This is a genomic window from Hydrogenophaga sp. A37, assembly GCF_002001205.1.
Taxonomy (GTDB): domain Bacteria; phylum Pseudomonadota; class Gammaproteobacteria; order Burkholderiales; family Burkholderiaceae_C; genus Hydrogenophaga.
This window is the reverse complement of the sequence record NZ_MUNZ01000120.1, coordinates 13,692-28,621: the sequence shown is the minus strand read 5'-3', so window position 1 is coordinate 28,621 and position 14,930 is coordinate 13,692. Positions and strand designations below refer to the sequence as shown.

The following is a 14,930-nucleotide window of genomic DNA, read 5'->3' as shown; positions in this document are numbered from 1 at the left end:
ACGCGGCTGCCCATGCACAAGGCCAGCCGCATCGACGAGCTCTTGCCGCACCGCTGGCAGCCCACTGACATCTGATCGTCAGACAGGACTGTCGGCGGTGGTCAACATGGGTTCGCCGGACGCTTACGCCGTTCCCGCAGAAGCCGACGCGCGAAAAAAATGCCCCGCAAAGCGGGGCACCACAAACGGAATCAAAAAAGAGGACGCCTCAGGCAAACACCCCCGCCGTGTCTTCCATTCGCGCGGACACCTCCCCGAGGTGATGCAGCGTGTCGCCAAAGGTCATTTCCAGCTGGGTCAGCTTCTTGAAATAGTGGCTGCCGATGTACTCGTCGGTCACGCCAATGCCACCATGCAGCTGCACCGACTGCTGACCCACGAAGCGCATCGAATGGCCCAATTGCACCTTCGCCCGCGCCATAGCGCGACGCCGCTCGTTGGCCGGAGCATTGAGCTTCAGGCAGGCGTAGAAGCTCATGGAGCGCGCCAGTTCCAGCTGCATCTTCATGTCGGCTACGCGGTGACGCAGGGCCTGGAAGCTTGCGATCGCCACGCCAAACTGTTTGCGCGTGTTCATGTACTCCACGGTCAGCGCCACCGTCTTGTCCATCACACCCACCGCTTCGGCACAGACCGAGGCGATGCCGATGTCCACCGCGTGTTCCAGTGCGGTCAGTCCGTCGGTGGTGATCAGGCTGGCGGGAGCGCTCGAGAGGCTCACTTCGGCAGCGCGACCGCCGTCCTGCGTGCCATAGCCTTGCGTGCTCACACCGCTGGCGCTGCGCTCCACCAGGAACAGCGCCATCTTTCCATTGGCCACGGCGGGCACGATGAAGGCGTCGGCCTGGTCGCCGGCGGGCACCACGCTCTTGGCGCCACTCACAGTCCAGCCGTCGCCAGTCTGTGTCGCGATGGTCTTGCACGCGTCGAACTGGTAGCGCGCGCCGCGCTCCTGCTGCGCCAGCACCACCAGCGCTTCGCCCGAGGCGATTTTCGGCAACCAGTCTGCCTTGACGTCGGCCCCGGCGTATCCGCCGATCACACCACCCGCGATCAGCGTCTGCGCCAGCGGCTCCAGCACCATGCCTCGCCCCAGCTCTTCCATGACCACCATGCCCTCGACCGGACCCATGCCCAGGCCGCCATCGGCTTCGCTGATGTACAGGCCCGTCAAGCCGAGTTCGGCCAGCTCGTTGTAGGCATTGCGGTCAAAGCCACCCGACTTGACGATGCCGTGACGGCGCTCGAAGTGGTAGCCCTTGTCCACCCACTTGCGCACGGCATCGCGCAGCTGTTCTTGGTCGTCGCTGAAATCGAAATCCATGTCTGTCTCCTTAACCAAGGACCGTCTGGGCCACGATGTTGCGCTGCACTTCATTGGAACCACCGTAGATGGTGGTCTTGCGCATGTTGAAGTAGGTCGACGCCAACGGCGCGTTGGCCACGGTGCCACCGGGGAAGTCGCCCTGCCAGCCGGCCTCCATGGCTTCTTCGACGAAGGGCGTGGCAAACGGGCCGGCGGCCAGCATCATGAGCTCGGCGTAGCGTTGCTGGATCTCGCTGCCTTTGATCTTGAGCAGGCCGGCGATGTCCAGCGAGTTCTTGCCCGATTTCTCGGCGCTGAGCACGCGCAGCACCAGCATCTCCAGCGCCACCACGTCCACCTCCAGTAGCGCGATCTGATCGCGGAAGCGGCTGTCGTCCCACACGCCTTCGGCCTTGGCAATGCGCTTGAGCCGCTCCAACTCGCGCTTGGCGCGGTTGACGTCGGCGATGTTGGTGCGCTCGTGGCTGAGCAGGTGTTTGGCGTAGGTCCAGCCCTTGTTCTCTTCGCCGATCAGGTTCTCGGCTGGTACCACGACGTTGTCGAAGAACACCTCGTTGACTTCGCATTCGCCATCGAGCAGTTTGATGGGGCGCACGCTCACGCCGGGCGACTTCATGTCGATCAGCAGGAAGCTGATACCGGTCTGCGGTTTGCCATCGGTGCTGGTGCGCACCAGGCAGAAGATCCACTCGCCGTACTGGCCGAGTGTGGTCCAGGTCTTCTGGCCGTTGACGATGTAGTGGTCGCCGTTTCGCTCAGCGCGGGTCTTGACCGAGGCCAAGTCCGAGCCCGAGCCCGGTTCGCTGTAGCCCTGGCTCCACCAGACCTCGCCGCTGGCGATGCCGGGCAGGAAGCGCTCCTGCTGTTCCTTGTTGCCGAAAGCCATGATGACGGGGGCCACCATCACCGGCCCGAAGGGCACGATGCGTGGTGCACCGGCCAGGGCACACTCTTCTTCAAACAGGTGCTTCTGCACGGCGGTCCAGCCCGGGCCACCGAACTGCTGGGGCCAGCCATAACCCAGCCAGCCCTTTTTGCCGAGGATCTTGGCCCATCCCTGCAGGTCATCGCGGCTCAGGCGCAGGGCGTTGTGAACCTTGTGGGCGATCTCAGCGGGCAGGTTGGCTTTGACCCAGCCACGAACCTCTTCGCGAAACGCCTGCTCTTCGGGCGTGAATGCCAAATCCATGGGTGTCTCCTGTTGGGTGACCCGGTCCGCCGCGGACTTGGGGCAACGCCATGAAGTTTCGCACGGGCGTTCGTTTTTGTGCTGTCCTGGCTGCGACAAACGACCTCCATGCCGAATTGAAGCGACCCTTCAATCGAGAGGGGATCGGGCGTCAGCCGCCGAGTTGCCGTTGCAGGTGCTCCAGCTGGGTGCGCAGTTGCTCCACCGTGTCTTCCAGCACCGCCACCCGGCGCGTGAGGGCGATCACATCTTCCTCGGCCGCTCCGCTCGTCGCTGCGGTGGTGGCGGGCACCGACAGGTCCACCGGGCCGCACAGCAGATGGGCCCAGCGCTGCTCGCGCGCACCTGGCGCCCGAGGCAACTTCACGACCAGCGCACCGCCCTTTTCCGCCGACCGGTCCTGCATCTCTTCCAGGAAGGCATCGACCGAGGCGATGTCCAGAAACTTGTACCAGCGCTCGGTGTTGATGCGCAACTCGCCCGCGGTCTGTGGGCCGCGCAGCATCAGCAGGCCCAGCAAGACAGCCGACTGCTCGGGCACGCCCGCCGCACGCTGGAAGTTGTGTTCGTAGCGCGTGACCCGCGAGCCGCTGGACTCGATCACCAGGCTGCATTCGCGCAGCCCGTCGATGGCCTCGCTGATGTCCGCTTCCGAGAGGCTCATGGCCGGCTCACGCGCGCTCTTCTGGTTGCAGCCGTTTTGCAGGCTGTTGAGTGTGAGCGGGTAGCTGTCGGGCACGGTGCGTGCCTTTTCCATCAGCGTGCCGAGCACGCGGGCTTCGGCGGGCGAAAGGGGGCGGGTGTGGAAATCGTGGTTCATGGGGTGGGGTTCATTACACTTGGCGACCCCATCAGGCAGTGCATCGGGCCGTGAACAAAAACATCGTCATTCTCATCTCTGGCAGCGGCTCCAACATGGCCGCCATCGTGAAAGCCTCGCGCAAGGGTCATTGGCAGGAGCGGTATGGCGCGCAGATCGCCGCCGTGATCAGCAACAAGGCCGATGCGGCCGGCCTGGTTTTCGCACGGGAACACCAGATCGCCACGGCCTGCCTGGACCACAAGGCCTTCGACTCGCGCGAGGCCTTCGATGCGGCGCTCGCGACGGAGATCGACCGGTACCAGCCGGCATTGGTGGTGCTGGCCGGCTTCATGCGCATCCTCACCCCCGGTTTCGTGCAGCACTACGGCGGTCGGTTGATCAACATCCACCCCAGCCTGCTGCCGGCCTTCACTGGCTTGAAAACCCACCAGCGCGCCATCGACATGGGTTGCAAGTTCGCCGGCGCCACCGTGCACCGCGTGACCGCCGAGCTCGACCACGGCGACATCCTCGATCAGGCCGTGGTGCCCGTGCTGCCCGGGGACACGGCGCAAGCACTGGCTGATCGTGTGCTGACGCAGGAGCACATCCTGTACCCGCGTGTGGTCGAGCAGCTTCTGTCCCGGATGTCCTGAGCTGCCGGTCAGCGCTCGCTCAAGGCCAGTTTGCCGGCCATGGCGGCGAAGGCTCCGGCGAAACCCCGGCGCAGGGTGTTCTGGATCGTTTTCGAGCCCATGACCTTCTGGCGGAACGCATGTGCCAGCACGCCGTACAGCACAAAGACGCCCAGCGTCATGCCCATGAAGACCAGGCTCAGCACACCGAAACGCAGCATCGGCGTTGGATCGGTGGGAGCGATGAACTGCGGCAGGAAAGCCATGAAGAACAGGGTGAGCTTGGGATTGAGGAGGTTGAGCAACACCGCCTTGCCCACCAGTGGCAGCGGCGCCAACGAAGCCGCCGATGCACCAGCGGCGAAGGCCGAGCGGTCGCGCCAGGTCATCACGGCCAGGTACAGCAGGTAGGCCACGCCAGCGAGCTTGAGCACCTGGAAGGCCAGCGCGCCCGCGTGCATCACGGCAGCCAGACCCAGGGCCGTGGCGGCCATGTGCGGCACGGTGCCCAGGGTGCAGCCCAGGGCGGCCCAGACGCTGGCCAAACGGCCTTGCGACAGGCCGGTGGAAACGGTGAACAGGACGCCGGCGCCGGGGGTGATGACCACCACGGCAGAGGTCAAGAGAAATTCAAAGCTGATCATAGGCGGGGCTCCAGGGTGGGCAACGATGGCCGCCCTCTGGCTGGGCGGAGGTTGCACTTTCACCGGTCTCAAGGCGTCGGGTCTTGAACGCTATTGCAGGCCCGCTGCCATTGACCGGGCGTGAAGCCGAAGCTGCGTGTGAACTGGCGGTGCAGATGGCTCTGGTCGGCAAAGCCGCAGGCGGCGGCGGATTCGGCCAAAGGGCTGCCCGAGGCGATCAGTTGCCGAGCCTGGCGCAGCCGCTGCTGTTGCAGCCAGGCAAAGGGCGGCAGTCCTTGCCAACGGGCGAACTGCCGCAGCAGTTGGAAGCGGGAAAGGGCGGCCAGGTGGGCGAGCTGCTCCAGATCGGGCGGATCGGTCATGCGGTCCAGCAGGCACTCACGCACCTTGTGCAATGCGGCCGGCGCGGCGACCTCGCACCGGCGCTGGCTGTGGTGCAAGGCCAGCAGGCCACAGGCCTGGGTCAAGGCTTCCTCGAAAATCGCTGCGGTTGTCGCCGTCTTGGCCGCGTCCAGCTCGTCCCAGCAGCGGAAGACCCGGTTGATGGCCTCGCGGAGTGCGGGTTCCTCGATCACCGGGCGGCTGAACTCGCTGCCCTCCTGCTCGACCAGCCGGGCCATGGTGGCAGGAGCGACGTGGATCATGCGCCACCGCCGGGTCGTCTTGTCCAGTGGCACACCGTCATGGACTTCGCCCGGGTTGGACGTCACGATGTGCCCCGCGAGAGCCTCCACAGGCCCACGTCCACTGGCCGAACGGTGCCCGCCTTCTTCCATCACGCCGAAACCGAAACTGTCGTGCCAGTGCCTGCCGAAGCTGCGGGCGCTGTACAGGGCCTCGGCGTGCACGCCCTCAATGGGGCCCAGCCGGATCTGCGCGTGATGGAAGGGCGGTTTCACATCGTCTTGTGGAACACCAGTCCCGCGTGCTCGCGCATCGCATGGAACTTGATCTTCGGCCAGTTGGCCTCCACCGCACGCAGCGTGGCCTGGTGATCCACCAGCAACGTGGGCGCATCCACCGCGTCGAGCGCCACCCTGTGGCTGTTGGCGTCGATGAACTTCTTGAGTTCGATTTCGCCGCCGTCTTCGGGCGCACAGGTCACCCAGCGCGCCACCTGATAGGGGCTGTTCATGATGCGGGCCTTGACGCCGTATTCGTGTTCCAGCCGGTGTGCCACCACCTCGAACTGCAGCTGACCCACGGCGCCGAGCAACAGCACCGAGCCCGCCACCGGGCGGAACACCTGGATGGCACCTTCTTCACCCAACTGGGTCAGGCCGGCACGCAGCTGCTTGCTGCGCAGCGGATCGGCCACTTCCACGCTGCGGATGATTTCCGGTGCGAAGAAGGGCAGGCCGGTGAACTGCAGGCTTTCGCCTTCGGTGAGCGTATCGCCCAGCTGCAGCACGCCGTGGTTGGGGATGCCGATGATGTCGCCGGCAAACGCCTCGTCCAGCAGCTCGCGCCGCTGCGACAAAAAGCTCACCACCGTGTTGGGCCGCAGGTCCTTGCCGCTGCGCACCACCCTGAGCTTCATGCCGCGCTCGAAGTGACCGCTGGCCACGCGCACAAAGGCGATGCGGTCGCGGTGCGCCGGGTCCATGTTGGCCTGGATCTTGAACACCACGCCGGTGAATTTGGGTTCTTCGGGGTGCACCACGCGCTGGATGGCGGGGCGGTCGCCCGGTGGCGGCGCCAGGTCCACCAGCGCGTCCAGCACCTCGCGCACGCCGAAATTGTTGACGGCCGAGCCGAACAGCATGGGCGTCTGCTTGCCGGCCAGGAATTGCGCTTCGTCGAAAGCAGGCGATGCGCCTTCCACCAATTCCAGCTCGTCTTTGGCCTGTTCGAACTCCGCGCCAAAGCGCTTCACGCTCTCGGGGTTGTCCAGCCCTGCCAACACGTCTTCATCGCCGCCACGCCGGTCTTCGCCCGCAGCGAACACGCGCATCTGGTCGGTGCGGCGGTCGTACACGCCGCGGAAGGTCTTGCCCATGCCCACGGGCCAGGTGAAGGGCACCACGGTCATTCCCAGTTCGCGTTCGATCTCGTCCATCAGGTCCAGCGGTGCCTGCACCTCACGGTCCATCTTGTTGACGAAGGTGAGGATGGGTGTGTTGCGCGCCCGGCAGACCTGCAGCAGGCGCCGGGTCTGCGGTTCCACGCCGTTGCCGGCGTCGATCACCATCAGCGCCGCGTCCACGGCGGTCAGCACGCGGTAGGTGTCTTCGCTGAAATCCTGGTGGCCCGGGGTGTCGAGCAAGTTGATCACGCAGTCGCGGTATTCCATCTGCATCACGGACGACGCCACGGAGATGCCACGCTGCTTTTCGATCTCCATCCAGTCGGACGTGGCATGGCGCGCGGCCTTGCGGGCCTTCACCGAACCGGCGATGTTGATGGCGCCCGAGAACAGCAACAGCTTCTCGGTCAGGGTGGTTTTACCCGCGTCGGGGTGGGAGATGATGGCGAAGGTGCGGCGACGCTTCACCTGTTGGGCAATTTCAGACATAGCCCATGATTATCCCCAATGGGACAATGCAGGCTATGCACCCCAAAGCCCTTCTGGACGAATGTTCCACCCTGATCGAACAGGTTTTCAAATTTGACCACCCCACCGACGCCGTGGTCGCGCGCCATTTCCGTGAAAACCGGTCGCTGGGGTCCCGCGAGCGCGCCACGTTGTCCGACACCGTCTACGCCATCCTGCGCGAGCGCCTGAAATTCGAGTGGCTGGCCCGCTCCGGCTCTGGTTCCAAGTGGCGGCGTCTCGCCATTCTGGGTTTTCCGGGTGACCGAGATTTTCTGAAGAGCGCGCTCACCGAGGTGGAAAAGACCTGGTGGGACAACTGTCTGAAAGTGACCGACGGCGAGCTCATGGCCCCGCACCGCCACAACCTGCCCGAGTGGCTGGCGACCGCCTTGCGCGATCAGGTGGGCGATGAATTCGACGCTTTGGTGGCCAGCCTGAACCAGCCCGCACCGTTGGACCTGCGGGTCAACGTGCTGAAAAAGAAGCGCGAAGCGGTCTTGGCCGAGTTGCGCGAGGCCGGTTTGAAATGCGAACCCACACCGTATTCACCCATGGGCATTCGCCTGCAGGGCAAGCCTTCGCTGGCCAAGCTGCCAGCATTTGTAAACGGTGACGTGGAAGTGCAGGACGAAGGCTCCCAGCTGCTCTCCCTGCTGCTGGACGCGAAACGTGGCGAGATGGTGGTGGATTTTTGCGCGGGGGCCGGTGGAAAGACCCTGGCCATTGGCGCCGCCATGCGCAACAGTGGCAGGCTCTACGCGTTTGACACGTCCGGCCACCGACTCGACGCGCTCAAGCCGCGGCTCGCGCGCAGCGGTCTTTCCAACGTGCACCCCGTCGCGATTGCCCACGAACGCGACGACCGCATCAAGCGCCTGGCAGGCAAGATTGACCGCGTGCTCGTAGATGCCCCATGTTCGGGCTTGGGCACGCTGCGCCGGAGTCCCGACCTGAAATGGCGCCAAAACCCCGACACTGTGGCTGCTCAAGCGCAGCTGCAGACGGCGATTCTGTCCAGTGCCGCTCGCCTGCTCAAGCCGGGCGGGCGGTTGGTCTACGCGACCTGCAGTCTGATGCCGACCGAAAACGAGGCGGTTGCGGAGGCTTTCTCACAGGCCCATGCCGACTTCGAGATGCTCCCGGTGGGCGAGTTGCTGGGCGTCGCCCATGTGCCGGAGGCAACATCACTCTGCGCTGCAGATCACGGAAAAACGCTGCGTTTGTGGCCCCATCGGCATGCAACAGACGGCTTTTTTGCGGCTGCCTGGCAGAAGAGGGCCTGAACAAGGCGGGGTTTCCCTGCTTATTCCATCTGGTGACATGCCTTGACGGTTGTCATTTGGTGATTTGGGCCCCGAGCCTTAAAATCATGGGTTAGCCCGCCACAGGCGCCCGTGAGCGCGGCTTGTATGCACAGACACCTTCGGGCGCTCTTTTAGGAAATCAATGTTTTCTTCCGATTCTGGGACCCTGTCCCTCTTGTGGGATGGGCTGGTCGATGTTTTGGCCAATGGTCTGACCCACGCCACCGGGTGGCAAATGGTGCTCATCGCACTGGTGTTGACCCACATCACCATTGCCAGCGTGACCATTTACCTGCACCGCCATCAAGCCCACCGCTCAATGGACTTGCATCCGATCGCCTCGCACTTCTTCCGCTTCTGGCTGTGGATGACCACTGGCCAAGTGACCAAAGAATGGGCAGCCATTCACCGCAAGCACCACGCCAAGTGCGAGCGTGCGGGTGACCCACACAGTCCCCATGTGTTTGGCATCAAGACGGTGTTCTGGACTGGCGCCGAGCTCTATCGGGCCGAATCCAAGAACCCTGAAACCATGGCACGTTACGGGCATGGCACACCCGACGACTGGATCGAGCGCAACCTCTACACGCGTTATTCCGCCTTGGGCGTCAGCCTGATGCTGGTCATCGACGTGCTGCTCTTCGGCATGGCGGGTCTTGCTGTCTGGGCGCTGCAGATGGCCTGGATCCCGATCACGGCCGCTGGCATCATCAATGGCATTGGCCACTGGTGGGGTTACCGCAACTTCGAAGCCACCGACGCCAGCACCAATATCTCGCCCTGGGGCATCATCATTGGTGGCGAAGAGCTGCACAACAACCACCACACCTACCCGACCTCGGCCAAGTTGTCTGTCAAGCCCTATGAGTTCGACATCGGCTGGATGTACATCACCATTCTGAAAACCCTGGGCCTGGCATCGGTCAAGAAGGTCCCACCCAAGATGGCTTTCGGTGACGTCAAGCTGGTGGCCGACGAGAAAACCCTTGAGGCCATCATCACCAACCGCTACGAAGTCATGGCTGGTTACGCACGCGAAATGCGTGCTGCGTGCCAGCGTGAAGTGGAGGGCCTGAAAGCCAAGAGCGCCGATGCGGCGGCCCTGCATGCCGCTCGCCGCTGGCTCCACCGCGATGACGACAAGGTGCCCGCTGAGGTGAAACCCCAACTGGCGCTTGCGCGTGCCGAGCATCCGGTGCTCGACAAAATGGTCACCATGCGCGAAGAGTTGCGCGCCCTGTGGTCCAGCACGAATGCTTCGCGCGATCAGCTCGCGGCCGACCTGCAGGCTTGGTGTCGCCGGGCGGAAGAAAGCGGTATCGCTGCGCTTCGTGATTTCTCGATCCGCCTGCGCTCCGCGCACGCATAGGATTTGGCTCACCCCGGCTCGCGTCGCGTCGTGCCTGCGGCGCGTCACCCCCTCAAGGGGGCAGCGCTGGCGGCCCGGCGGAGCCGGTTCCGCGGCGTTCTGGGTTGAGCACCGCTCCGGAAAAATCGTCGTATCTTTTTCTGATTTGTTAGACGGGCAACAAAAAAGCCGCTGTTTTCACAGCGGCTTTTTTGTTGGGTGAAACCGGCTGAATTACTTCAGCTTGATTTCCTTGTAGTCCACGTGCTTGCGAGCTTTGGGATCAAATTTCTTGATCAGCATCTTCTCGGGCGTGGTCTTCTTGTTTTTGGTGGTAGTGTAGAAGTGACCGGTACCCGCAGTGGATTCCAGCTTGATCTTTTCGCGTCCGCCTTTGGTTGCCATGTTGGGTGCTCCTTAAGCTTGGCCGCGTGCGCGCAGGTCTGCGAGCACGGCATCGATGCCGTTTTTGTCGATCAGGCGCAGGGCTGCACCCGACACGCGCAGGCGAACCCAGCGGTTTTCGCTTTCGACCCAGAAACGGCGGTATTGCAGGTTCGGCAGGAACCGGCGCTTGGTTTTGTTGTTGGCGTGGGAAACATTGTTCCCAACCATGGGCTTCTTGCCCGTTACGTCGCAGACGCGTGCCATGAGGACACTCCGATACTTTTTACAGCTGGTGGCGCGGGATGCGCGAGACGGTGTTTCCGTTTCGCATCTGGCCACTCAGCCTCACCTCGCCAGGAAAGGGTGGCGGTAACCCATGATTTGCGCGAAGAAATCGCAGCAAAGCCTGTGATTATAGCTGTCGCCGAAAGCGGCTACTGACCGCCAGTCGGCGAAGAGGCTCATTCCTCGGCCTCAGGCGGGGTTTTGTTCCAGGAAGCGCTGTGCATCCAGCGCCGCCATGCAACCAGTGCCTGCGCTGGTGATTGCCTGGCGGTAGATGTGGTCCTGCACGTCGCCGGCAGCGAAAATGCCCGGAACGCTGGTCATGGTGGCCATGCCGTTGCTGCCCGATTTGGTCACGATGTAGCCGTCCTTCATCTCCAGTTGACCCTTGAAGATGTCGGTGTTGGGGCTGTGACCTATGGCGATGAAACAGCCCTTGACGGCTATGTCTTCGGTGGCGCCCGTCTTCACGTTCTTGACGCGCACGCCGGTGACACCCATCGGGTCGCCCAGCACCTCGTCCAGCGTGCTGTGAAGCTGGAGCGCGATCTTGCCTTCTGCAACCTTCTCGTGAAGTTTGTCGATCATGATGGCTTCTGCCTTGAACGTGTCGCGGCGGTGGATCAGCGTGACCTTGCTGGCGATGTTGGACAGGTACAGAGCCTCTTCCACGGCCGTGTTGCCGCCGCCCACCACAGACACTTCCTGGCCACGGTAAAAGAAGCCGTCGCAGGTGGCGCAACCGCTCACACCCTTGCCCATGAAGGCTTCCTCAGAGGGCAGACCCAGGTACTTGGCGGACGCACCGGTGGCGAGGATCAGGGCGTCGCAGCTGTATTCACCGCTGTCGCCTTTGAGCACGAAAGGGCGTTTGGAAAAATCGACTGCGCTGATGTGATCAAAAACGATCTCGGTCTTAAAACGCTCGGCATGGGCGAGGAATCGCTGCATCAAGTCAGGACCCTGCACGCCGTCCACGTCGGCTGGCCAGTTGTCCACCTCGGTGGTGGTCATCAGTTGGCCGCCTTGGGCGATGCCGGTGATGAGCAACGGGCTCAGGTTGGCACGGGCTGCATAGATGGCGGCGGTGTAGCCTGCGGGGCCGGAACCTAAAATAAGAACTTTTGCGTGCTTCATGGTGTTCGCCCTCGCACAATTTGAGGAGGGGGTGGTATAGAGTGAATGAAGACAGCATGCGGGCCTCCATGTTTTGGGGATGCGTCCCGGAAACTTTGCGCGTTGTCTGTGATTGAGTGTACAAAAGAGCGCGGCTTGAGCCGTTCACCCACAGGAATAAGCCTATGTCGATTCTGTCCAATCTTGATTTGATCCGCCGGGTCCCCTTGTTTTCGACTTTGACCCAGGCCCAGGCTGAATCGGTGGCGGACGCGGTGATCAAGCGGCGTTTCAAACGCGGTGAAGTGATCGTGGAGCAGGGGAAAAAATCCAACTTCCTGGCGATTGTGTTGACCGGCCGTGCGCGCGTGGTGACCACCGACACCCGCGGTCGCGAGGTGATCCTGGCCACCATGAATCCGGGTGACTATGTGGGTGAAATGAGCTTGATCGACAACCAGCCGCATTCGGCGACGGTGCGCGCGGAGGTGCAGACCGATGTGCTGATCCTGGGCCGGGTGGAGTTTGCCCGCTGCCTCCCTGAAAACACCTCCATGGCCTATGCGGTGATGAAGGGTCTGGTGCTTCGTCTCCGCCATGCGGACCGCAAGATCGAATCGTTGGCGCTCATGGACGTGTATGGGCGTGTGGCGCGTGCGCTGCTTGAGTTTGCTCATCCCGACAAAGATGGCAGGCTGGTGATCCGAGATCGGGTGTCTCGGCAGGACGTGGCCAAGATGATCGGTGCCTCGCGCGAGATGGTCAGCCGGGTGATGAAGGACCTGGAAGACCGGGGGTTCATCGAGGTGGACGAAGACGGCAGCACCATCATCAAGGATCGCCTGACTTCGCTGGGCTGAGTAGGTCGTGCTGCGCCACTTGGGCGCTTTTCCGCACCTCTTTGACCCTCTGATCGGTCGCCCTGGCCGGCCATTTGTTTGCGCCACGTTGGGGTAAGCTTGCCGCAGGATATCTGCGAGGCCTATGACATATTCACTCAACACGCTCAATGCTGATCGGGCCAAGGCGCCGCCGAGCGGCCTTGCCCGGTTTGCCCATGAGATGGCGCTGGTGGCAGGGGCTGCCGTGCTGGGGTTCTGGCTGCTGGCGCTGCTCAGTTATTCCCTGTCAGATCCGGCTTGGAGCACCACGGGTTCACAGGACGATGTGGGCAATTGGGGCGGTCAGTTGGGTGCCTGGCTGGCCGATGGGGGCTACTACCTGTTGGGCTTCTCCGTCTGGTGGCTGGTACTGGCTGGCGTGCGCGTCTGGCTCTCCGCTCTGGCGGGCCGTTTGCGGGGACTGGCTCCTGGCAAAGCACACGACGTCACGGCCCTGCCGCTGTGGCAAGCCGCTTGGGTTCGCTGGGGGGCCTATGTATTGGCCCTGGTGGGGTTGATGCTGGCCAGCATGGTGCTGGAGTGGAGCCGGCTGTATCGACTGGAGGTTTTCTTGCCAGGGCATGGTGGCGGTGTATTCGGTCACCTTTTGGGCCCCTGGGTGGTGCGATGGTTGGGCTTCACGGGATCGGCCCTGGTCGCGCTGGCCCTCATGGTGATCTGCATGCCCCGCGTGTTCCAGTTCTCATGGGGCCATTGGGCCGAGCGTGTGGGTGGGCAACTCGACGAATGGTTCGAGTCGCGGCGGGAGAAGCGCGAGGCGGTGGAAGATCAGCGCATTGGCGAGCAGGCGGCGCGTGAGCGCGAGGAAGTGGTCAAGGTCGAGCGGGTCGAGATCGAGGAACACCACCCGACGCCGATGTTGATCGAGCCCACGCTGGTGGACGTGCCCAAGAGCGAGCGCGTGGCCAAGGAGCGGCAAAAGCCCTTGTTCACCGAGATGCCGGACAGCAAGCTCCCGCAGGTGGACCTGCTCGACAGCGCGCCGGCCCACCAGCAGGGAGTGGACAGCCAGACGCTGGAGATGACCAGCCGCCTGATCGAGAAGAAGCTCAAGGATTTTGGTGTCGAAGTGCGTGTGGTCGCTGCCGCGCCCGGCCCGGTGATCACCCGTTACGAGATTGAGCCGGCCACCGGTGTGAAGGGTTCGCAGATCGTCAACCTGGGTCGCGATCTGGCGCGCTCACTGTCTCTGGTGTCGATCCGCGTGATCGAGACCATTCCCGGCAAGAACCTGATGGCACTGGAGTTGCCGAACGCCAAGCGGCAGATGATCAAGCTCAGCGAGATCCTGGGCTCGTCGGTGTACAACGACGCCAAGTCGATGTTGACCATGGGTCTGGGCAAAGACATCGGTGGCCAGCCCATCGTGGCCGATCTGGCCAAGATGCCGCACTGCCTGGTGGCCGGTACCACCGGCTCGGGCAAGTCGGTCGGCATCAACGCCATGATCCTGTCGCTGCTTTACAAGGCGGACGCGAAAGACGTGCGCCTGCTGCTGATCGACCCGAAGATGCTGGAGATGAGCGTCTACGAGGGCATTCCGCACCTGCTGGCGCCGGTGGTGACCGACATGAAGCACGCGGCCAATGGCCTGAACTGGTGCGTCGGCGAGATGGAAAAGCGCTACAAGCTCATGAGCAAGCTCGGTGTGCGCAACCTCGCGGGCTACAACGTCAAGATCGAAGAGGCCAAGGCGCGCGGCGAGATCATCGGCAACCCCTTCAGCCTGACGCCCGAACAACCCGAGCCGCTGGAGCGCCTGCCCTACATCGTGGTGGTGATCGACGAGCTGGCCGACCTGATGATGGTCGTGGGGAAGAAGATCGAGGAACTGATTGCCCGCCTGGCACAAAAAGCGCGTGCCGCCGGCATCCACCTGATTCTGGCCACGCAGCGACCCAGCGTGGACGTGATCACCGGCCTGATCAAGGCCAACATCCCGACCCGCCTGTCGTTTCAGGTCAGCAGCAAGATTGACAGCCGCACCATCCTCGACCAGATGGGCGCTGAGAGCCTGCTGGGCATGGGCGACATGCTCTACATGCCGTCGGGCACGGGATTCCCGATCCGCGTACACGGCGCATTTGTGAGCGATGACGAGGTGCACCGTGTCGTGGCCTACCTGAAAGAGCAGGGTGGCGAGCCCAACTACATCGACGGTGTGCTGGAAAGCAGTCTGGGCGATGGAGAGGGCGGCGACATGTTTGGCGAAGGTGGCGGCGAGGGCGGCGAGAAAGATGCGCTTTACGACCAGGCGGTGGCCATCGTGCTGCAGGACCGCAAGGCCAGCATTTCCTATGTGCAGCGCAAGCTCAAGATCGGCTACAACCGCGCTGCGCGCCTGCTTGAAGACATGGAAAAAGCTGGAATGGTGAGCGCACTCACGTCCAGCGGCCAGCGCGACATTCTGGTCGCGCCCCGGGGCGATTGACGCGGCCATGCAACCTTGTCCGCG

14 protein-coding genes are annotated in these 14,930 nt (G+C 63.2%); 5 read left to right on the top strand and 9 right to left on the bottom strand.

Features of this window, described 5'->3' with window-relative positions; translation table 11 throughout:
• Positions 1-208: 208 nt before the first annotated feature.
• The 3 genes from B0E41_RS16080 to B0E41_RS16070 all read right to left on the bottom strand — a co-directional run bounded on the left by B0E41_RS16080 (position 209) and on the right by B0E41_RS16070 (position 3,336).
• Complete coding sequence (locus B0E41_RS16080; RefSeq protein WP_077332174.1) at positions 209-1,324, bottom strand: acyl-CoA dehydrogenase family protein; 1,116 nt, start codon at positions 1,322-1,324, stop codon at positions 209-211.
• A 10-nt stretch (positions 1,325-1,334) separates the two neighbouring features.
• Entirely contained in the window at positions 1,335-2,516 is a 1,182-nt protein-coding gene (locus tag B0E41_RS16075) for an acyl-CoA dehydrogenase family protein (RefSeq protein WP_077332173.1), read from the bottom strand.
• Positions 2,517-2,667: 151 nt separating this feature from the next.
• Complete coding sequence (locus B0E41_RS16070; RefSeq protein WP_077332172.1) at positions 2,668-3,336, bottom strand: YceH family protein; 669 nt, start codon at positions 3,334-3,336, stop codon at positions 2,668-2,670.
• Positions 3,337-3,386: 50 nt separating this feature from the next.
• Here B0E41_RS16070 and purN point away from each other — a divergent pair, with 50 nt between their 5' ends.
• A complete protein-coding gene (gene purN / locus B0E41_RS16065; RefSeq protein ID WP_077332171.1) occupies positions 3,387-3,974 on the top strand; it encodes a phosphoribosylglycinamide formyltransferase in 588 nt (195 codons plus the stop codon).
• Between the two features lie 8 nt (positions 3,975-3,982).
• On the opposite strand, the gene B0E41_RS16060 is transcribed toward purN, so the two are convergent.
• From B0E41_RS16060 to B0E41_RS16050, 3 genes are all read right to left on the bottom strand, one after another.
• Positions 3,983-4,597 carry a LysE family translocator gene (locus B0E41_RS16060; RefSeq protein ID WP_077332170.1) on the bottom strand — a complete coding sequence of 205 codons (615 nt, stop codon included), beginning with the start codon at positions 4,595-4,597 and terminating at the stop codon, positions 3,983-3,985.
• Positions 4,598-4,665: 68 nt separating this feature from the next.
• On the bottom strand, positions 4,666-5,496 hold the full coding sequence (locus tag B0E41_RS16055; RefSeq protein ID WP_077332169.1) for an AraC family transcriptional regulator: 831 nt from the start codon (positions 5,494-5,496) through the stop codon (positions 4,666-4,668).
• Positions 5,493-7,112, bottom strand: coding sequence for a peptide chain release factor 3 (locus B0E41_RS16050; RefSeq protein ID WP_077332168.1), 1,620 nt, complete (start codon positions 7,110-7,112; stop codon positions 5,493-5,495). Before B0E41_RS16050 ends, B0E41_RS16055 begins: the two co-directional genes overlap by 4 nt.
• 35 nt (positions 7,113-7,147) lie before the next feature.
• Here B0E41_RS16050 and B0E41_RS16045 point away from each other — a divergent pair, with 35 nt between their 5' ends.
• Both B0E41_RS16045 and B0E41_RS16040 read left to right on the top strand, forming a co-directional pair.
• Positions 7,148-8,416, top strand: coding sequence for an RsmB/NOP family class I SAM-dependent RNA methyltransferase (locus B0E41_RS16045; protein WP_077332167.1), 1,269 nt, complete (start codon positions 7,148-7,150; stop codon positions 8,414-8,416).
• A gap of 163 nt (positions 8,417-8,579) precedes the next feature.
• Positions 8,580-9,806, top strand: coding sequence for a fatty acid desaturase (locus tag B0E41_RS16040; protein WP_077332166.1), 1,227 nt, complete (start codon positions 8,580-8,582; stop codon positions 9,804-9,806).
• 213 nt (positions 9,807-10,019) lie between these two features.
• Here the strand turns inward: B0E41_RS16040 and rpmG are convergent, their stop codons facing one another.
• The 3 genes from rpmG to trxB all read right to left on the bottom strand — a co-directional run bounded on the left by rpmG (position 10,020) and on the right by trxB (position 11,594).
• The gene (gene rpmG / locus B0E41_RS16035; RefSeq protein ID WP_068173845.1) at positions 10,020-10,190 is read right to left on the bottom strand and encodes a 50S ribosomal protein L33; all 171 of its coding nucleotides are present in this window, start codon (positions 10,188-10,190) and stop codon (positions 10,020-10,022) included.
• Positions 10,191-10,202: 12 nt separating this feature from the next.
• Positions 10,203-10,436 carry a 50S ribosomal protein L28 gene (gene rpmB / locus B0E41_RS16030; RefSeq protein ID WP_056269541.1) on the bottom strand — a complete coding sequence of 78 codons (234 nt, stop codon included), beginning with the start codon at positions 10,434-10,436 and terminating at the stop codon, positions 10,203-10,205.
• 210 nt (positions 10,437-10,646) lie between these two features.
• Entirely contained in the window at positions 10,647-11,594 is a 948-nt protein-coding gene (trxB, locus tag B0E41_RS16025) for a thioredoxin-disulfide reductase (protein ID WP_077332165.1), read from the bottom strand.
• 164 nt (positions 11,595-11,758) lie between these two features.
• Between trxB and B0E41_RS16020 the strand changes: the two genes are divergently transcribed.
• Both B0E41_RS16020 and B0E41_RS16015 read left to right on the top strand, forming a co-directional pair.
• Entirely contained in the window at positions 11,759-12,433 is a 675-nt protein-coding gene (locus tag B0E41_RS16020; RefSeq protein ID WP_077332164.1) for a Crp/Fnr family transcriptional regulator, read from the top strand.
• A 124-nt stretch (positions 12,434-12,557) separates the two neighbouring features.
• Entirely contained in the window at positions 12,558-14,906 is a 2,349-nt protein-coding gene (locus tag B0E41_RS16015) for a DNA translocase FtsK (RefSeq protein ID WP_077332163.1), read from the top strand.
• Positions 14,907-14,930 lie beyond the last annotated feature (24 nt).